General features: G+C 67.3%; 16 protein-coding genes. 14 read left to right on the forward strand and 2 right to left on the reverse strand.

Translation table 11 applies throughout. The features are described from left to right. Window positions 1–54 precede the first annotated feature (54 nt). The 10 genes from serC to AC099J_RS10985 all read left to right on the forward strand — a co-directional run bounded on the left by serC (window position 55) and on the right by AC099J_RS10985 (window position 10,262). Window positions 55–1,164, forward strand: a complete 1,110-nt coding sequence (serC, locus tag AC099J_RS10940) for a 3-phosphoserine/phosphohydroxythreonine transaminase (protein WP_479615267.1) — start codon at window positions 55–57, stop codon at window positions 1,162–1,164. A gap of 16 nt (window positions 1,165–1,180) precedes the next feature. Then, on the forward strand, window positions 1,181–2,287 hold the full coding sequence (pheA, locus tag AC099J_RS10945) for a prephenate dehydratase (protein ID WP_479615268.1): 1,107 nt from the start codon (window positions 1,181–1,183) through the stop codon (window positions 2,285–2,287). Window positions 2,288–2,312: 25 nt separating this feature from the next. Then, complete coding sequence (locus tag AC099J_RS10950; protein ID WP_479615269.1) at window positions 2,313–3,191, forward strand: prephenate dehydrogenase; 879 nt, start codon at window positions 2,313–2,315, stop codon at window positions 3,189–3,191. After that, on the forward strand, window positions 3,192–5,207 hold the full coding sequence (locus AC099J_RS10955) for a bifunctional 3-phosphoshikimate 1-carboxyvinyltransferase/cytidylate kinase (protein ID WP_479615270.1): 2,016 nt from the start codon (window positions 3,192–3,194) through the stop codon (window positions 5,205–5,207). A gap of 143 nt (window positions 5,208–5,350) precedes the next feature. Continuing rightward, window positions 5,351–7,093, forward strand: coding sequence for a 30S ribosomal protein S1 (gene rpsA, locus AC099J_RS10960; protein ID WP_479615271.1), 1,743 nt, complete (start codon window positions 5,351–5,353; stop codon window positions 7,091–7,093). A gap of 121 nt (window positions 7,094–7,214) precedes the next feature. Continuing rightward, window positions 7,215–7,526, forward strand: coding sequence for an integration host factor subunit beta (locus AC099J_RS10965; RefSeq protein WP_479615272.1), 312 nt, complete (start codon window positions 7,215–7,217; stop codon window positions 7,524–7,526). 115 nt (window positions 7,527–7,641) lie between these two features. After that, on the forward strand, window positions 7,642–7,968 hold the full coding sequence (locus AC099J_RS10970) for a LapA family protein (RefSeq protein WP_479615273.1): 327 nt from the start codon (window positions 7,642–7,644) through the stop codon (window positions 7,966–7,968). Continuing rightward, the gene (lapB, locus tag AC099J_RS10975; protein ID WP_479615274.1) at window positions 7,958–9,112 is read left to right on the forward strand and encodes a lipopolysaccharide assembly protein LapB; all 1,155 of its coding nucleotides are present in this window, start codon (window positions 7,958–7,960) and stop codon (window positions 9,110–9,112) included. Before AC099J_RS10970 ends, lapB begins: the two co-directional genes overlap by 11 nt. After that, entirely contained in the window at window positions 9,109–9,885 is a 777-nt protein-coding gene (locus AC099J_RS10980) for a glycosyltransferase (RefSeq protein WP_479615275.1), read from the forward strand. Before lapB ends, AC099J_RS10980 begins: the two co-directional genes overlap by 4 nt. Window positions 9,886–9,956: 71 nt before the next feature. Next, window positions 9,957–10,262: a ComEA family DNA-binding protein gene (locus AC099J_RS10985; protein WP_479615276.1), complete on the forward strand. Its 306-nt coding sequence runs from the start codon at window positions 9,957–9,959 to the stop codon at window positions 10,260–10,262. On the opposite strand, the gene AC099J_RS10990 is transcribed toward AC099J_RS10985, so the two are convergent. Continuing rightward, entirely contained in the window at window positions 10,263–13,901 is a 3,639-nt protein-coding gene (locus AC099J_RS10990) for a hydantoinase B/oxoprolinase family protein (RefSeq protein WP_479615277.1), read from the reverse strand. It lies immediately after the preceding gene. A 131-nt stretch (window positions 13,902–14,032) separates the two neighbouring features. Here AC099J_RS10990 and AC099J_RS10995 point away from each other — a divergent pair, with 131 nt between their 5' ends. The 4 genes from AC099J_RS10995 to crcB all read left to right on the forward strand — a co-directional run bounded on the left by AC099J_RS10995 (window position 14,033) and on the right by crcB (window position 17,325). Beyond that, the gene (locus tag AC099J_RS10995; protein ID WP_479615278.1) at window positions 14,033–15,010 is read left to right on the forward strand and encodes a TRAP transporter substrate-binding protein; all 978 of its coding nucleotides are present in this window, start codon (window positions 14,033–14,035) and stop codon (window positions 15,008–15,010) included. Between the two features lie 12 nt (window positions 15,011–15,022). Further along, a complete protein-coding gene (locus AC099J_RS11000; RefSeq protein ID WP_479615279.1) occupies window positions 15,023–15,532 on the forward strand; it encodes a TRAP transporter small permease in 510 nt (169 codons plus the stop codon). After that, a complete protein-coding gene (locus AC099J_RS11005) occupies window positions 15,525–16,826 on the forward strand; it encodes a TRAP transporter large permease (protein ID WP_479615280.1) in 1,302 nt (433 codons plus the stop codon). The genes AC099J_RS11000 and AC099J_RS11005 overlap by 8 nt, the downstream gene beginning before the upstream one ends. Window positions 16,827–16,947: 121 nt before the next feature. Continuing rightward, window positions 16,948–17,325, forward strand: a complete 378-nt coding sequence (crcB, locus tag AC099J_RS11010) for a fluoride efflux transporter CrcB (RefSeq protein ID WP_479615469.1) — start codon at window positions 16,948–16,950, stop codon at window positions 17,323–17,325. Between the two features lie 20 nt (window positions 17,326–17,345). On the opposite strand, the gene AC099J_RS11015 is transcribed toward crcB, so the two are convergent. Then, window positions 17,346–17,747, reverse strand: a complete 402-nt coding sequence (locus AC099J_RS11015) for a hypothetical protein (protein ID WP_479615281.1) — start codon at window positions 17,745–17,747, stop codon at window positions 17,346–17,348. Window positions 17,748–17,871: the final 124 nt, after the last annotated feature.

Below are 17,871 nucleotides of genomic sequence, written 5' to 3' on the forward strand. Positions count from 1 at the left end.
GGCCTGTGCGAGCAGCCGGGGCTTTTTCTTTCGACCCGCTCCTGAGGAGGCTGCATGCAGCAACGCCCCTACAACTTTTCTGCCGGCCCGGCTGCCATACCGGAAGAAGTGCTGCGCGAAGCAGCCGCCGAGATGCTGGACTGGCACGGCAGCGGCATGGGCGTGATGGAGATGAGCCACCGCGGCAAAGAGTTCATCTCGATCTACGAACGCGCCGAGGCCGACCTGCGCGAGCTGCTCGGGGTGCCCGCGAACTACAAGATCCTGTTCATGCAGGGCGGTGGCCTGGGCGAGAACGCCATCGTGCCGCTGAACCTGTCGCGCGGCGGCACCGTGGACTTCGTCGTGACCGGCAGCTGGAGCCAGAAGTCGATCCAGGAGGCCGCGCGCTACTGCACGCCCCATCTGGCCGCCAGCAATGCCGCCGACCACCACACCGGCATGCCGCCTGCGGCCAGCTGGCAGCTCAGCGGTAACGCCAGCTACGTGCACATCTGCAGCAACGAAACCATCCACGGCGTGGAGTTCCAGACCTTGCCGGACCTGAAGGCGCTGGGTTCGGACGCACCGCTCGTGATCGACTGCTCCTCGCACGTCGCCAGCCGCCCGATCGACTGGTCGCGCGTAGGCCTGGCGTTTGCCGGTGCACAGAAGAACATCGGGCCAGCAGGGCTCACGCTGGTGATCGTGCGCGAAGACCTGGTCGGCCACGCGCTGAAGTTCTGCCCCAGCGCGTTCGATTACAAGATCGTGGCCGAACACGATTCCATGTTCAACACGCCGCCGACCTATGGGATCTACATCGCCGGGCTGACCTTCCAGTGGCTCAAGCGCCAGCAAGAGGGCCTGCTGCGCGGCGTCGCCGCGATGGAGCAACGCAACCGCGCCAAGGCCGAGCTGCTGTACGGCTATGTCGACCGCTCGCAGTTCTATCTGAACAAGGTAGCACCCGAATGCCGTTCGCGCATGAACGTGCCCTTCTTCCTGCGCGACGAGAGCCGCAATGAGGCTTTTCTGGCCGGCGCCAAGGCGCGCGGTCTGCTGCAGCTGAAGGGCCACAAGTCCGTCGGTGGCATGCGCGCCAGCATCTACAACGCCATGCCGCTGGCAGGGGTGCAGGCGCTGGTGGACTACATGCGAGAATTTGAGCAATCCAAAGCCTGAAGGGACACACTTTTCGATGAGCGCCGAGCCCAGCGTCCTTTCCTCTTCCGATCTCGCCGCATTGCGCGTGCAGATTGACGCCCTGGACCAGGAACTGCTGGCCCTGCTCAACCGCCGCGCCCATGTGGCCGAGCAGGTCGGTGAGGTCAAGCGCCGCGAGGGATCCCCGTTCTTCCGGCCCGACCGCGTGGCCCAGGTGATCGCCAAGATCCAGGGACGCAATACCGGGCCGCTGAAGAATACGCACGTCGAATCCATCTGGCGCGAGATCATGTCCGCCTGCCTGGCGCTGGAGGCCCCGCAACGTGTGGCCGTGCTGGGGCCTGCCGGCACCTTCTGCGAGCAGGCAGCCCAGCAGTACTTCGGTGGCGCCGCCGATCTGCTGCACTGCGCCAGCTTCGACGAGGTGTTCCACGCCACGGCCTCGGGCGCGGCGCAGTTCGGGGTCGTTGGCATCGAAAGTTCGGCCGAAGGCGTCGTCACCCGCTCCCTGGATCTTCTGCTGCACTCGCCCACCCACGTCGTCGGCGAAGTCAGCCTGGCGGTGCGTCACAACCTCCTGCGCCAGAGCGATTCGCTGGAGGGCATCGAGGTGGTGCTGGCCCATCCCCAGGCGATCGCGCAATGCCAGGGCTGGCTGAACCGTCACTTGCCACTGGCCGAGCGCCGGGCCGTCTCCAGCAATGCCGAGGGGGCGCGCCTGGCGACGACCAACCCGGCCTGGGCTGGCCTGGCCAGCGAGCGAGCCGCCGCCCAGTACGGGCTGCACGTCGCGGCGCGCGCGATCCAGGACGACGCCCACAACCGCACGCGCTTCGCCGTCATCTGCCTGCCAGAGACGCTCGACGCGCCACCGGCCTCCGGCAAGGATTGCATCAGCCTCGTCGTTTCCGTGCCCAATCGCCCAGGCGCCGTGCACGATCTGCTGGTGCCGCTAAAAACCCATGGCGTCTCGATGACCCGCTTCGAGTCACGCCCGGCCCGCACCGGCGAATGGGATTACTTCTTCTACATTGACCTGGACGGCCACCCGTCCCAGCCCCATGTGGCCAAGGCGCTGGAAGAACTGCGCGGACTTTGCGCGTTCTACAAGCTCCTGGGCACCTATCCGGTCAGCGCCTGATGGCCCCCCAGCGGGGTGACGTGCCATGTTTGAACAACTCGGCCTGATCGGATGCGGCTTGATGGGCGGCTCGTTCGCGCTGGCCCTGAAGCGGGCGGGGCTGGTCCGGCGTGTCGTGGGTTACAGCAAGTCAGCCGCCACGACCGCACGCGCATTGGAGCTCGGCGTGATCGATGCCATTGCGGCATCTGCGGCAGATGCGGCCGCCGGCTCCGACATCGTGTTGGTGGCCGTACCGGTTGCCGCGACAGAACACACGCTGCGTGAGATCCGTGACCGGCTCACCCCCGCCACGCTGGTCATGGACGTGGGATCGACCAAGGGTGATGTCGTCCAGGCCGCGGCCCTGGGCCTGGGCGAACGCGTGGGTTGCTTCGTGGCCGCGCACCCCATCACCGGCAAGGAAGTGTCTGGCGTCGAGCATGCCGACGCCGCGCTCTACGCCGGCCGGCACGTCATCCTGACGCCCATGCCGACAACGCTGGCGACCCAGTTGCGGCAGGCCGAGCAGGTGTGGGTGGCTCTGGGCAGTCGGGTCGTGCAGATGCCACCGGACACCCATGACGCCACCTTCGCGGCCGTCAGCCACCTGCCGCATTTGCTGGCCTTTGCGATGATGCAAAGCTTGGCGTTGCAGCCGCACGGTCGGGACTACCTCGCCCTGGCCGGCCCCGGTTTTCGCGACTTCACCCGCATTGCAGCGGCCGACCCGAGCATGTGGCGCGACATTCTGCTGGCCAACCGGCACGACGTGCTGGACCAGTTGCGCTTTTTCCAGGATGCCGTGCAGACCTTTGTGCAGCGCATCGAGGCCGACGACGGCCCCGGCCTGGCCGACCTGATCACGCAAGCCAGCGACAGCCGTGCCGGCTGGCGCATGGCGTCCCTCACCCCCAAGGCCTAGATGTTCGATACCGCATTCCTGGACCTTCCCCCACTGCAGGCAGCCGCTGGCACGGTGGTGCTGCCGGGCTCCAAGAGCATCTCCAACCGTGTGCTTCTTCTGGCGGCGCTGTCGGCCGGCACGACCGTCGTGCGCGACCTGCTGGATTCCGACGACACGCGCGTCATGCTGGCCGCTTTGGACGCGTTGGGATGCGGCATCGCACGCACGGGCAACGACGTCACCGTGCGCGGGCTGGACGGCCGTCTCGCCCGCCGCCAGGCCGAGCTGTTCATGGGCAACGCCGGTACCGCCATCCGTCCGCTGACGGCGGCGCTGGCCGTGCTGGGCGGCGACTTCCTGCTCACCGGTGTGCCACGCATGTACGAGCGGCCGATCGGCGACCTCGTCGATGCCCTGCGCCAACTCGGCTGCGCCGTCGACTACGCCGGACAACCCGGCTTTCCGCCGCTGCGCATCGGCACGCCGGGGGCGCTGCAGCTGGATGCACCCATCCGCGTGCGCGGCGACGTCTCCAGCCAGTTTCTGACCGCGTTGCTGATGGCCCTGCCGCTGGTGGCCGCTCGCGCCATCACGATTGAGGTGGTCGGCGAATTGATCTCCAAGCCGTATGTGGAGATCACGCTGAACCTGCTCGCGCGCTTTGGCATTGCCGTGCAGCGCGACGGCTGGCATCGCTTCACGATCCCTGCGGGCAGCCGCTACCAGTCACCCGGCGAGATCCACGTCGAGGCGGATGCCTCCTCGGCCAGCTACTTCATCGCCCTGGGCGCCATCGCCGCTGACGCGGCCCATCCGGTGCGCATCGAGGGCGTGGGCGCGGCCTCCATCCAGGGCGACATCCGCTTTGTCGATGCAGCGCGTGCCATGGGCGCCAAGGTCACCGCCGGCCCCAACTGGCTGGCAGTCTCGCGCGGCAGCTGGCCACTGAAGGCCATCACACTGGACTGCAACCACATCCCCGATGCGGCGATGACGCTGGCCGTGATGGCGCTGTATGCAGATGGCCCGACCACCCTGACCAACATCGCCAGCTGGCGCGTCAAGGAGACCGACCGCATCGCCGCCATGGCGGCCGAGCTGCGCAAGTTCGGCGCCCTGGTCGAGGAGGGGCACGACTACCTGCGCGTCACCCCTCCGCCCGCCGACCAGCGCTGGCCCGCTGCCAGCATCCATACCTACGACGACCATCGAGTGGCGATGTGCTTCTCGCTGGCGGCTTTCCATGGCTTGCGTGCGGGCGCCCACGCCGAAACGGCGCCGGTGCGGATCGAAGACCCGAAGTGCGTGGCCAAGACATTTCCCGACTATTTCGAGACCCTGCTCTCGGTCTGCACGACACCGACCGCCGACATCCCGGTGCTGTGCATTGACGGCCCGACCGCGTCGGGCAAGGGCACCGTCGCGGCGGAGGTGGCCCAGCGCCTGGGCTACCACTTTCTGGACTCAGGCGCCATGTACCGGATCACCGCACTGGCGGCCATGCGGGCCGGCCTTAGCGTGACCACCGCCGATGAACAGGCCATCGCCCGCATGGCGGCCACGCTGCCGGTACGCTTCGGCGGTGGCCGCATCTGGCTGCAGGACGAGGATGTGACGGACCAGATCCGCACCGAAGAGGCCGGCATGAACGCTTCAAAAGTCTCCGCCCTGCCCGCCGTGCGCGAAGCGCTGGTGGACCTGCAGCTGAGCTTTCGGCGCCTGCCCGGCCTGGTCGCCGATGGACGCGACATGGGCACCGTGATCTTCCCGGGCGCCCCTTTGAAGTTGTTTTTGACTGCCAGCGCCGAAAGGCGTGCAGAACGCAGGCATAAGCAATTGATTTCAAAGGGGATTCCTACTACAATCGCCGCTCTTCGCGCGGACCTGGAGGCACGCGACGCAAGGGATTCGTCCCGCGCCGTCGCCCCGCTCAAGGCTGCTGCCGACGCCATCACCCTGAACAACTCCGATTTGACGGTGGAAGCCTCCGTCGAAATGGTGTTGGATTGGTGGGATCGGCGGCTGGGTTTTTGAGCCCGTCACCACGCACGAAGAAAGCGCCAGGGCAGCCGCCCTGGCACGGCCCGCCCCGCCAGCACGCGCAGCCAGCGCATCGGTGAGGTGGTTGTTTCACCGAACCCCCGCGGGGTGATCCCGCACAACTGCCACGACAGTCTTTGAAACAGGCGCAATCCCGCACCTGTCAACCTGCCCGTGGTTTTAGGAACTACATGTCTGAATCATTTGCCGACCTATTCGCCGAATCGCTGCAAACCACGGAAACCCGTGTCGGCGAGGTCGTCACCGCTGAAGTCGTTCGCATCGAACACAATTTTGTCGTCGTCAACGCTGGCCTCAAGTCTGAAGCCTACGTGCCGCTCGACGAGTTCAAGAGCGACAAGGGCGTCGTCGAAGTACAGGTCGGCGAGTTTGTCTCGGTTGCCATCGTGGCCATCGAAAACGGCTACGGCGACACCATCGTCAGCCGCGACACCGCCAAGCGTCTGGCCTCCTGGATGGCCCTGGAAAAGGCCCTGGAATCCGGCGAGTTCGTGACCGGCACCACCAGCGGCAAGGTCAAGGGCGGCCTGACCGTTCTGGTCAATGGCATCCGTGCCTTCCTGCCCGGCTCGCTGATCGACACGCGCCCGATCAAGGATCTGACGCCGTACGAAAACAAGACCCTGGAATTCAAGGTCATCAAGCTGGACCGCAAGCGCAACAACGTGGTGCTGAGCCGCCGCGCCGTGGTCGAAGCGTCCATGGGCGAAGAGCGCGCCAAGCTGATGGAAACCCTCAAGGAAGGCTCCATCGTCAACGGCGTCGTCAAGAACATCACCGAATACGGTGCGTTCGTCGACCTGGGCGGCATCGACGGTCTGCTGCACATCACCGACATGGCCTGGCGCCGCGTGCGCCACCCGAGCGAAGTGGTGCAGGCTGGCCAGGAAATCACCGCCAAGATTCTGAAGTTCGACACCGAGAAGAACCGTGTCTCGCTGGGTCTGAAGCAGATGGGCGACGACCCCTGGATGGGCGTTTCGCGCCGCTATCCGCAAGGTACGCGCCTGTTCGGCAAGGTCACGAACATCGCCGACTACGGCGCATTCGTCGAACTCGAACCCGGCATCGAAGGCCTGGTGCACGTCTCCGAGATGGACTGGACCAACAAGAACATCGCTCCCTCCAAGCTGGTCTCGCTGGGTGACGAAGTCGAAGTCATGGTTCTCGAAATCGACGAAGACAAGCGCCGCATCAGCCTGGGCATGAAGCAGTGCAAGGCCAACCCGTGGCAAGAGTTCGCGCAAAACACCAAGCGCGGTGACCGCGTCAAGGGCCCGATCAAGTCGATCACCGACTTCGGCGTGTTCGTCGGCCTGGCTGCCGGCATCGACGGCCTGGTGCACCTGTCCGACCTGTCGTGGAACGAAACCGGCGAAGCGGCCGTGCGCAACTACAAGAAGGGCCAGGAAGTCGACGCCATCGTGTTGGCCGTGGACGTGGACCGCGAGCGCATCTCGCTGGGCATCAAGCAGCTCGACGGTGACCCGTTCACGACCTTCGTGACGGTCAACGACAAGGGCCAGACGGTGTCCGGCAAGGTCAAGACGGTGGACGCGCGTGGCGCCGAGATCGATCTGGGCAGCGACGTCATCGGCTACCTGCGTGCCTCCGAGATCAGCCGCGACCGCGTGGAAGACGCGCGCAACGTGCTGAAGGAAGGCGACGAAGTCACGGCCGTGGTCGTCAACGTGGACCGCAAGACGCGCAACATCCAGCTGTCCATCAAGGCCAAGGATGCTGCCGACCAGAACGAAGCCATGGCCTCGCTGAGCCAGCAGTCCTCGCGTGAGAACGCCGGCACCACCAGCCTGGGCGCCCTGCTGCGCGCCAAGCTGGACAACAACAGCAACAACTAAGCGTTGCTTGCGATGCGCGGGAACTCGTTCCCGTGCGACATTTCCGGGCCAGCACCCGCCGCCACGCCTGCGTGGTTGGCAGGACTGGCCCGATTCGTTGATGCAGCACTGACACGCCACCATGACCCGATCCGACCTCGTTGAAGAACTGGCCGCCCGATTCAGTCAGCTGACCCACCGCGATGCGGAACATGCGGTCAAGACCATCCTGGACGCCGTCGGCGACGCGCTGGTGCGCGGCCACCGCGTGGAGATCCGCGGCTTCGGCAGCTTCTCCATCAACCGGCGCCCGCCGCGCATGGGACGCAACCCGCGCAGTGGCGAGAGCGTGGCCATTCCGGAAAAGCGCGTGCCGCACTTCAAGCCGGGCAAGGCCCTGCGCGAAGCCGTGGACCGCCGCACCGCCGAGATCGAGGCCGAACGCGGGCTATGAGCTGCTCCAGGGCTGCTCAACCGTCTCAGCGCAACGGCGAGCGCATGCGCCTGCACACCGCATTGGCACGCGCGACCCCGCACTTAGAATGCCTCCCCCACAGGGACGTGTGACCATGAAGAATCTGGCATGGCTGCTGAAGTGGATACTGAAGGCAGCCATTTTTTTTACCCTCTTCGCCTTCGCGCTGAACAATCAGCAAGAGGCTACGGTGCGCTTCTTTTTCGGCACCCAGTGGCGCGCGCCGATGGTGCTGGTGGTGCTGTCAGCGTTCGCGGTCGGGCTGGTGCTGGGGGCGCTGGCGATGGTGCCGCGCTGGTGGCGCCAGCGCGCTGTCAAGCCGCCCCCCGTGACACCTGATTTCACCGCCACCTCTCCGGCGCCCGCCACCGCCTCGCCGGCCGATCCCGTGCTGGCGAACGTGCCGCGCCATGGACTTTGACCTTGCGTGGATCCTGCTCGGACTGCCCACCGCCTTCGTGCTGGGCTGGCTGGCGTCGCGGCTGGACCTGCGTCAGCTGCGCATCGAAAACCGGCGGGCGCCCAAGGCCTACTTCAAGGGTCTGAATTTCCTGCTCAACGAGCAGCAAGACCAGGCCATCGACTCCTTCATCGAGGCGGTGCAGAAAGACCCGGACACCACGGAGCTGCACTTTGCGCTGGGCAACCTGTTCCGCCGCCGTGGTGAATACCAGCGCGCCGTGCGCGTGCACGAACACCTGCTCTCGCGCGGCGACCTCGATGCGGCCGACCGGCAGCGCGCCCAACACGACCTCGCGCTGGACTTCCTGAAGGCGGGCCTGCTCGACCGTGCAGAGGACGCGCTGCGCAAGCTCGAAGGCAGCAAGTACGAAGCCCAGAGCCGCCTCGCCCTGCTGGCCATCTACGAGCGGTCGCGCGAATGGAAAGAAGCCGCCGAGATCGCGCAAAAGCTGCAGGACGCTGGCGAAGGCAGCTTCAGCGGCCGGTTGGCGCACTACCTGTGCGAGCAGGCCGTGGCCCGCATTGCCGCGGGCGAGCCCGAGGCGGCCACCGCGCTGCTGCAACGCGCGATGGAAACCGCGCCCCAGGCCCCGCGCCCGCGCATCGACCTGGCGCTGCTGCGCGTCAAGGCCGGACACCACGCACAGGCGATGCAAGGCCTGCTGGAACTGGCCGAGGTCGCGCCGCAGGCCATGCCGCTGATTGCCAACGCCATGGCCCAGGCGGCCACCGCGGGCGGCCGCGTGCCACAGGCCCTGGCCGCCTTGCAGGCCAGCTATGCAGGCTTCGCATCGCTGGACGTGCTGGAAGCCATCGTCCAACTGGAGTCACAGGCCGGCCAGACGCAGGCGGCGCGCCAGCGCTACCTGCAGCACCTGGAGCGCGAGCAGTCCCTGGTGGCCACGGCCCGCTGGCTGGCCGGCGAGAAGCTGGAGCACGAGCAGTTCCACCCGCAGGTGCAGCGCGCCATCGACCACGCCACCCGCCCGCTGACCCGCTACCGCTGCGCTGCCTGCGGCTTCGAGGCCAAACAGCATTTCTGGCAATGCCCCGGCTGCCAGGCCTGGGACAGCTACCCGCCACGGCGGGTGGAGGAGCTATGAGTCCCGAGCTGGGCGCCGACGAGGCGCGTTCCCTTCCACCCGGCGGCAACGCGCGTGTGGTGCTCTGCATGAAGTGGGGCACCAAGTACGGCCCCGAATACGTGAACCGCCTCTACGGCATGGTGCGTCGGCATCTGCGCGGCGCGTTCCACTTCGTCTGCCTGACTGACAACGACCAGAACATTCGCCCGGAAGTCCAGTGTCTGCCGATCCCTTCGCTCGACTTGCCTGCGGGTATCCCGGAACGCGGCTGGACCAAGCTCACGACCTTCGAAGCCAACCTGCACGGGCTGCAGGGCACGGCGCTCTTTCTCGATCTGGACGTGGTGATCGTCGGCGACATCACGCCGTTCTTCGAAGCGCCGGGTGAGTTCCTGATCATTCACGACTGGAAGCGCCCATGGCGCGTGACGGGCAACTCCTCGGTCTACCGCTTTCGGCTGGGCGCCCATGCGGATCTGCTGGCCCATTTCCGCCAGCACGTCGAGGAAGTGCGCGTCCAGTTCCGCAACGAACAGGCGTATCTGTCCGACTACCTGCACCGCCAGGGGCGCCTGACCTACTGGCCTGCGGAGTGGTGCGTCAGTTGGAAATACCACTGCATCCCCCGCTTTCCAACCAACTATTGGCGCACGCCCACTGTGGCGAAGGGCACGCGCATCATCGTGTTCCACGGCGTGATGAACCCGCCGGATGCGCTCGCCGGTCGCACCAACGGCAACTGGCGTCACGCCAAGCCGGCGCCGTGGATCGCCGACCACTGGCAGGCCTGAGCGTCGGCCGAACGCCCGCAGATGCTCGCCGCGCCACGGATGCAACCGAAAGTCGCCCAGTGAAGAGGCGCGTGAAGCCGTTCGCCTTGCAGGGATGCGCGCTCGCATTGTTGCTGGCGCTGGCATGCCCGGCCTGGCCGCTGGAGGTGAACCAGGCCAATGCCGCCGAACTCGACAGCCTGCGCGGCGTTGGGCCAGGCCTGTCAACGCCCTTGCTGGCCGAGCGCGGCAAGGCCCCGTTCAAGGATTGGCCGGACCTGATCGCCCGCGTGAAGGGTCTGGGGCCCGGCAACGCCGCGCGCCTGTCGGCCCAGGGCCTGACGGTGAACGGCGCCGCCTACGAACGCCCGGCTGCATCCGCCTCCGCGCCCCGCTGATCACGCCACGCCGAAGCCACCGCCGCCCGGCGTGTGGATCTCGAACACATCGCCGCTCTGCACCTCTACCTGGCCGATGTGGCCCAGTTGCTCTACCCGCCCATCGGCCCGCACCACGCGGTTGACACCGAGCGCGCCCGGCTGGCCACCCGCCATGCCGAAAGCCGGGTGCACCCGGCCGTTGGACAGGATGCTGGCCGTCATCGGCTCCAGAAAGCGCACGCGCCGCACGCCCCCGTCGCCACCGTGCCAGCGCCCGGCGCCGCCCGAGCCGGCGCGGATCTCATAGCTCTCCAGCCGCACTGGGAAGCGGTGTTCCAGCACCTCGGGATCGGTCAGGCGCGAATTCGTCATGTGCGTCTGCACGACGCTGGTGCCGTCGAATCCCTCGCCCGCGCCGGAGCCGCCTGCGATGGTTTCGTAGTACTGGTGGCGCGCATTGCCAAAGGTGAAGTTGTTCATCGTGCATTGCCCGGCCGCCATCACGCCCAGCGCACCAAACAACGCATTCGTGATGCAGGTCGAGGTCTCCACGTTGCCCGCCACCACCGAGGCCGGCGGGCGCGGGTTCAGCATGCAGCCGGGTGGGATGATCACCTTCAGCGGCTTCAGGCAGCCGGCGTTCAGCGGAATGTCGTCGTCCACCAGCGTACGGAACACGTAGAGCACGGCCGCCATGCAGACCGCGGTGGGCGCGTTGAAATTATTCGACTGCTGGGCCGAGGTGCCAGTGAAATCGATCTCGGCGCTGCGCCCCACTACGTCGACGCGGATGGCCACCTGGATCTGCGCGCCGTTGTCCAGGGGCAGCGTGAAGGCGCCATCCTTGAGCTGCGTGATGACGCGGCGCACCGATTCCTCGGCGTTGTCCTGCACGTGGCCCATGTAGGCCTGCACCACCGGCAGCCCGAACTCGGCCACCATGCGGCGTAGCTCCTGCACGCCCTTCTCGTTGGCGGCGATCTGGGCCTTGAGATCGGCCAGGTTCTGCTGCGGATTGCGCGCGGGGTAGGCGGCCTGGCCGTGCGGCCCGGCGCCGCCCAGCAGGGCCAGCAGCTCGGCCTCGCGCAGGCGGCCCTGCGCGACCAGCAGGAAATTGACGATCTGCACGCCCTCCTCCTCGATGCGGGTGGAGAAAGGCGGCATCGAGCCGGGCGTCACGCCGCCGATGTCGGCATGGTGTCCGCGCGAGCCCACGTAGAACGAGGGCTGGGCATCGTCGTCCTGCAGATAGACCGGTGTGATCACCGTCACGTCCGGCAGGTGGGTGCCGCCGTGGAACGGGTCGTTCAGCGCGAACACATCACCCGCCTGCATGCGGCCCTGGTTCTCGTGGATCACGGTGCGGATGCTCTCGCCCATCGAGCCCAGGTGCACCGGCATGTGCGGCGCGTTGGCGATCAGCTGGCCTTCTGCGTCGAACAGCGCACAGCTGAAGTCCAGCCTCTCCTTGATGTTGACCGAGTACGCGGTGTTCTGCAGTTGCAGCCCCATCTGCTCGGCGATGTTCATGAACAGGTTGTTGAACACCTCCAGCAGCACCGGGTCGACACGCGTGCCGACTGCGTGGGCGCTGGCGCGCGGCAGATGCCGCTGCAAGAGAAGGTGGTCGCGTTCGGTAAGCCGGGCCTCCCAGCCGCGCTCCAGCACCGTGGTGGCGTTCTGCTCGGCGATGATGGCCGGCCCGACGATGCGGTCGCCTGGCCGCAGGTCCGCCCGCACCACCAGCGCGGCCTCTTGCCAGTCGCCCTCTGCATACATCGGCACCCGCTCGCGCACCGGTGTCTCGCGCGGCGCGCCCAGGGACGACAGCGGTTCATCGGGGGCCTCACCGGCCAGCACCGCCTCGACCGACACCGCCTCGGCCACCAGCTCGCGCGACGGCATGACGAACGCATAGCGCTGACGGTAGGCCTCTTCGAACCCGCTGCGAATCTGCGCCAGCGGGCCGAACGGCACAACCAGCGCGCCATCGCTGCCCTGGTAGCGCACGTGCACGCGGCGGTGCACGGCGATGGCCTGCAGCGCGCCGCCGTGTTGGCGTTCCAGCTCGGCGCGCGCCGCCTGCGCCAGCACTTCCAACGCCCCTTCGATGCCTGCCAGCGCTGTCGGCTCCAAAGCCAACTCGAGTGCCTGCTCGCGGATCACCGATTGGTCCGCCAGGCCCATGCCGTAGGCGCTGAGCACCCCGGCCAGCGGGTGCACGAACACGCGCGTCATGCCCAGCGCATCGGCCACCAGGCAGGCATGCTGGCCACCGGCGCCGCCGAAGCACTGCAGCGTGTAGCGCGTCACGTCGTAGCCGCGCGCGACCGAGATCTTCTTGATCGCGTGCGCCATCTGCTGCACGGCGATGGCGATGAATCCCTCGGCCACCTGCTCAGCGCTGCGGCCACTGCGCGCGGCCAGCGCGTCGAAGCGCTGGCGCACCACCCCGGCGTCCAGCGGTGCATTGCCGGCCGGGCCGAACAGCTGAGGAAAGTGCTGCGGCTGGATCTTGCCGAGCAACAGGTTGGCATCGGTCACGGCCAGCGGACCGCCGCGGCCGTAGCTGGCCGGCCCTGGATGCGCCCCGGCGCTCTGCGGCCCGACGCGAAAACGCTGCCCGTCGAAGGACAGAATGGAGCCGCCGCCAGCCGCCACGGTGTGGATGCTCAGCATCGGGGCGCGCATGCGCACGCCGGCCACCTGGGTCTCGAACTCGCGCTCGAAGCTGCCGGCGTAGTGCGACACGTCTGTCGACGTGCCACCCATGTCGAAGCCGATCACGCGCACGGGGCCTGCCTGCGCCGCCGGGACATCGCGCAAGGCCAGCTCCGCAGTCCGCGCCATGCCGACGATGCCGCCGGCCGGGCCGGACAGGATGGCGTCCTTGCCCTGGAACGCATGGGCATCCGCCAGCCCGCCGGACGACTGCATGAAGTACAGCCGCACGCCCGGCATCTCGGCCGCCACCTGGTCCACATAGCGGCGCAGGATCGGCGAGAGGTAGGCATCGACCACGGTGGTGTCGCCACGGCTCACCAGCTTCATCATCGGGCTGGTGGCGTGGGAGGCGCTGACCTGCGTGAAGCCGATGGCCCGCGCCAGCCGCGCAGCGCTGCGCTCGTGCTCGGCAAAGCGCCAGCCGTGCATGAAGACGATGGCCACGCTGCGCAGCCCCTGGTCGTACTGCTGCTGCAGCGCCTGGCCCAGGGCGGGCTCGTCCAGCGCGCGCACCAGCGTGCCGTCTGCCGCCACCCGCTCGTCCGCCTCGACGACGGCGCTGTACAGCAGCTCGGGCAGCACGATGCGCCGGTCGAACAGCCGGGGGCGGTTTTGGTAGGCAATGCGCAGCGCGTCGCGAAAGCCGCGCGTGGTGACCAGCAGCGTCGGCTCGCCCTTGCGCTCCAGCAATGCGTTGGTGGCGACCGTGGTGCCCATCTTCACGCTCTCAACCAGGTCCGCAGTGACGGGTTCGCCGGGCGCCAGGCCCAGCAGGTGGCGCACGCCGGCCACCGCCGCGTCGCGGTACTGGCCGGGGTTGTCGGAGAGCAGCTTGTGCGTCACCAGGGCGCCGTCGGGCCGGCGGCCCACGACGTCGGTGAAGGTGCCGCCACGGTCGATCCAGAACTGCCAGCGGCGGGGTGGTGAAAGCATTTGCGGTGGGGTTGTCGGGTGGGTCATGGGCGCGGCCATGGTAAGGGGCCGGCGGCCCGGCAAGGTGCGCGCACAGATGGCGCGGTCCTTGCATTTATGCTTCGGCCCTTCCTAACCTGTTCGGAGACACCATGTCCTACCGTTTCGGATTGCTCGCGACTTGCACCGTGGCCGCGCTGACCTTCGGCGCCCAGGCCTTTGCTCAGACCAAGTGGGACCTGCCCAGTGCCTACGCGGCCACGAACTTCCACACCGTGAACCTGATGCAATTCGCGGCCGACGTCGACAAGGCCACCGGCGGCAAGCTGAAGATCACGGTGCATGCGAATGCCTCGCTGTTCAAGGCACCGGAGATCAAGCGCGCCGTGCAGGGCGGCCAGGCCCAGGCCGGCGAGATTCTGCTGGTGAACTTCCAGAACGAATGGCAGGTGTTCGGCGCCGATGGCCTGCCCTTCCTGGCCGACAGCTACGACACCGCGTGGAAGCTGTACCAGGCGCAAAAACCGCTGCTGGACAAGAAGTTCGGCGAGCAGGGCATGGCGTTGCTCTACACCGTGGCCTGGCCACCGCAAGGCATCTATGTGAAGAAGCCGATCCAGTCGGCCGCCGACCTCAAGGGCGTGAAGTGGCGCGCCTACAGCCCGGCCACGGCGCGCATCGCAGAGCTCGTCGGCGCGCAACCGGTCACGGTGCAGGCGGCCGAGTTGTCGCAGGCCATGGCCACGGGCGTGATCGAGTCCTACATGTCTTCCGGCTCGACGGGCTTCGACACCAAGACCTACGAGCACATCAAGTACTGGTATGACACGCAGGCCTGGCTGCCCAAGAACGCGGTGATCGTCAACAAGGCCGCCTTCGATGCGCTGGACGCGCCCACCAAGGCCGCGCTGCAAAAGGCCGCGGCCGATGCCGAGATGCGTGGCTGGGAAGCGTCCAAGAAAGAGAACACCGACACGCAGGCCAAGCTCAAGGCCAACGGCATGAACATCCTGCCACCGCCGCCGCAGCTCAAGACCGACATGGCCAAGGTGGGCGACACCATGCTCAAGGAGTGGCTCGACAAGGCCGGTGCCGACGGCAAATTGCTCGTCGACACTTACCGCAAGTAAGGGGCGTACCACATGCGCCGCCTGCTCGACGCGCTCTACGACGGCGCCGCCTGGCTGGCGGCGCTGCTCCTGGTGGGGCTGTTGGTCGCCGTGCTGCTGTCCATCCTGGGCCGGCAGCTGCACTTCAACATTCCCGGCATCGACGCCTACGCCGGCTACCTGATGGCGGCGGCCGGCTTCCTGGCGTTGGCGCACACGCTCAAGCGCGGTGAGCACATCCGCGTGACGCTGCTGGTCAACGCGCTGCGGGGCGGCTGGCGCAAGGGGATCGAACTGTGGGCCCTGGGCCTGGCCGCGCTGCTGGCCCTGCTGTTCGCGTTCTATAGCTGCCGCCTGGTCTGGCAATCGCACACCTTCCACGACATCTCCACCTCCAATGACGCCACACCGCTGTGGATCCCGCAGCTGGCCATGGCGATCGGTACGCTGATCTTCGCCATCGCCTTCGTCGACGAGCTGGTGCTCGAACTGCGCGGCCGGCGTGTGCGGCCCACCAGCGGGGAGGCACTGCGCAATGAGTGACCTTGCCATCACCGGTTTGCTGGTGCTCTCGCTGTTTCTGATTCTGGGCAGCGGCGTGTGGATCGGGCTCACGCTGTCGGGCGTGGCGTGGATCGGCATGCAGCTGTTTGCCTCGCGGCCCGCCGGCGACGCCATGGCGGTGACGATCTGGGGCTCGGCGTCGAGCTGGACGTTGACGGCGCTGCCGCTGTTCGTGTGGATGGGCGAGATCCTGTTCCGCACCCGCCTCAGCCAGGACATGTTCAAGGGCCTGTCGCCCTGGATGCAGGCCCTGCCGGGCCGCTTGCTGCACACCAACGTGGTGGGCTGCACCATCTTTGCGGCGGTGTCGGGATCGAGCGCGGCCACCTGCGCGACGATCGGCAAGATGACCCTGCCCGAGCTGAAGCGGCGCGGCTACCCCGAGCACATGATCGTGGGCACGCTGGCCGGCGCCAGTACGCTGGGCCTGTTGATCCCGCCGTCCATCATCATGATCGTCTACGGCGTCGCAGCCGAGGTGTCCATCGCGAGGCTGTTCATCGCAGGCGTGCTGCCGGGGCTACTGCTGGGTCTGCTGTTCTCAGGCTACATCGTGGTGTGGGCGTTGCGTCATCCGGAGCTGGTGCCGGCCGCCGATCCGAAGACGACTTTCGGGGAAAAGCTGGCCGCCTCACGCAGCCTGATCCCCATCGTGCTGCTGATCGCCGCGGTGCTGGGCTCCATCTATGCCGGCATTGCCACGGCCACCGAGGCGGCGGCGCTGGGCGTGGTGGGCTCGCTGGTCATCTCGGCGGCGCAGGGCTCGCTCAGCTGGGCCAACTTTCGCGACGCGCTGATGGGCGCGACCAGGCTGTACTGCATGATCGCGCTGATCCTGGCGGGCGCGGCCTTTCTCACGCTGTCCATGGGCTACATCGGCCTGCCGCGGCATCTGGCCGAGTGGATCGGATCGCTGGGTCTGTCGCAGGGGCAGCTGCTCGCCGCGCTGGGGGTGTTCTTCATCATCCTGGGCTGCTTCCTGGACGGCATCTCGATGGTGGTGCTGACCATGGGCGTGCTGATGCCCACAGTGCAAAAGGCCGGCATCGACCCGATCTGGTTCGGCATCTTCGTCGTGCTGGTCGTCGAGATGGCACAGATCACGCCGCCGGTGGGCTTCAACCTGTTCGTGCTGCAGGGCATGACGGGGCGCGAATTGCCTTGGATCGCCAAGGTCGCGCTCCCAATGTTCCTGCTGATGTGCCTGGCCGTGGTGCTGATCTACCTGGTGCCAGGGCTGGTCACCTGGCTGCCGCAGCAGATGATGCAGTGAGCACAGCGTCGGCGACCAAGGGTCGGCAGCGCCGTTCGGTGGCACGCCCGATGGCGCGTCCATGCGGCGGCAGGCCGGGCGCGGCTACAGTTTCACGATGACCAATTTGCTGCACCAGCCGATGCTGGCGGTGCTCGCCGTCTGCGGCGGCGCCTGCGTCGGCGCACTGGGGCGATGGAGCCTGGCGATGTGGCTCAACGCGCACGGCCCCATGCCCCTGGGCACCCTCGCGGCCAACCTCATCGGCGGCTACTTGGTGGGCGTCTGCGTCGGCGTGTTCGAGGCCTGGCCCGATCTCGACCCCACCTGGCGATTGGCGCTGATCACCGGCTTTCTCGGCGCACTGACGACCTTTTCCAGCTTCTCCGCCGAAGTGGTGGGCATGCTGCATGCGCAGCGCTACGGTCTGGCGCTGGCCACGGCGGGTGCGCATTTGATGGGGTCGCTACTGCTGACGGCCGCGGGCCTCAAGACCGTGGTGTGGGCGATGGCGCGCTGACCACCGCCGGGTCGCTGCGGTCAGCGCCGCCCGTCGTGATGCCCGTGGCCGCGATGACGGCGGTCGTGCCGGTCATGCCCACGGCCGTGCCGGTGACCATGAAAGTGATGCGGCGGTGCGTGGTAGACCGATCGCGGCTGGTAGTAGCGCGGCGGCGCAACGAACACGGGCGCGTCGTAGTAGACCTGCTGCGGCGCCCGGTAGTAGCGCTGCGGCGCACCGTAGTAGCGTTGCGGCGCGTGCACCACCACCGGCGGGGACACATAGACCGGGGCATTGCCCACGATCACCTGCGCGCCCGGCGCGCCGATGCCCACCGACCACACCACGTCCCGCGCCTGCGCGCTGCCCGCTGCGCCCAAACTGGCGATGGCAATGCCTGCACCGGCCAACCAGCACCGGCATGTCGTGAGGAATGTCATCTGAATTGCTCCTATGGGCCAGAAAAGCCCTGCAGCCCATTGAAACGTCCCAGCGTATCTGCTGTGCACCATGGAAAGTTAAAACCATGACCAGACGTAACACCCGCACCCGCCCTCCTAGAAT

Source organism: Rhodoferax sp. RT4P68 (assembly GCF_056521305.1).

Excerpts from the sequence above, each read along its gene's own strand:
- serC (WP_479615267.1), top strand. The coding sequence starts at position 55 with ATGCAGCAACGCCCCTACAACTTTTCTGCCGGCCCGGCTGCCATACCG.
- pheA (WP_479615268.1), top strand. The coding sequence starts at position 1,181 with ATGAGCGCCGAGCCCAGCGTCCTTTCCTCTTCCGATCTCGCCGCATTG.
- AC099J_RS10950 (WP_479615269.1), top strand. The coding sequence starts at position 2,313 with ATGTTTGAACAACTCGGCCTGATCGGATGCGGCTTGATGGGCGGCTCG.
- AC099J_RS10955 (WP_479615270.1), top strand. The coding sequence starts at position 3,192 with ATGTTCGATACCGCATTCCTGGACCTTCCCCCACTGCAGGCAGCCGCT.
- AC099J_RS10965 (WP_479615272.1), top strand. The coding sequence starts at position 7,215 with ATGACCCGATCCGACCTCGTTGAAGAACTGGCCGCCCGATTCAGTCAG.
- AC099J_RS10970 (WP_479615273.1), top strand. The coding sequence starts at position 7,642 with ATGAAGAATCTGGCATGGCTGCTGAAGTGGATACTGAAGGCAGCCATT.
- lapB (WP_479615274.1), top strand. The coding sequence starts at position 7,958 with ATGGACTTTGACCTTGCGTGGATCCTGCTCGGACTGCCCACCGCCTTC.
- AC099J_RS10980 (WP_479615275.1), top strand. The coding sequence starts at position 9,109 with ATGAGTCCCGAGCTGGGCGCCGACGAGGCGCGTTCCCTTCCACCCGGC.
- AC099J_RS10990 (WP_479615277.1), bottom strand. The coding sequence starts at position 13,901 with ATGCTTTCACCACCCCGCCGCTGGCAGTTCTGGATCGACCGTGGCGGC.
- AC099J_RS10995 (WP_479615278.1), top strand. The coding sequence starts at position 14,033 with ATGTCCTACCGTTTCGGATTGCTCGCGACTTGCACCGTGGCCGCGCTG.
- AC099J_RS11000 (WP_479615279.1), top strand. The coding sequence starts at position 15,023 with ATGCGCCGCCTGCTCGACGCGCTCTACGACGGCGCCGCCTGGCTGGCG.
- AC099J_RS11005 (WP_479615280.1), top strand. The coding sequence starts at position 15,525 with ATGAGTGACCTTGCCATCACCGGTTTGCTGGTGCTCTCGCTGTTTCTG.
- crcB (WP_479615469.1), top strand. The coding sequence starts at position 16,948 with ATGCTGGCGGTGCTCGCCGTCTGCGGCGGCGCCTGCGTCGGCGCACTG.
- AC099J_RS11015 (WP_479615281.1), bottom strand. The coding sequence starts at position 17,747 with ATGACATTCCTCACGACATGCCGGTGCTGGTTGGCCGGTGCAGGCATT.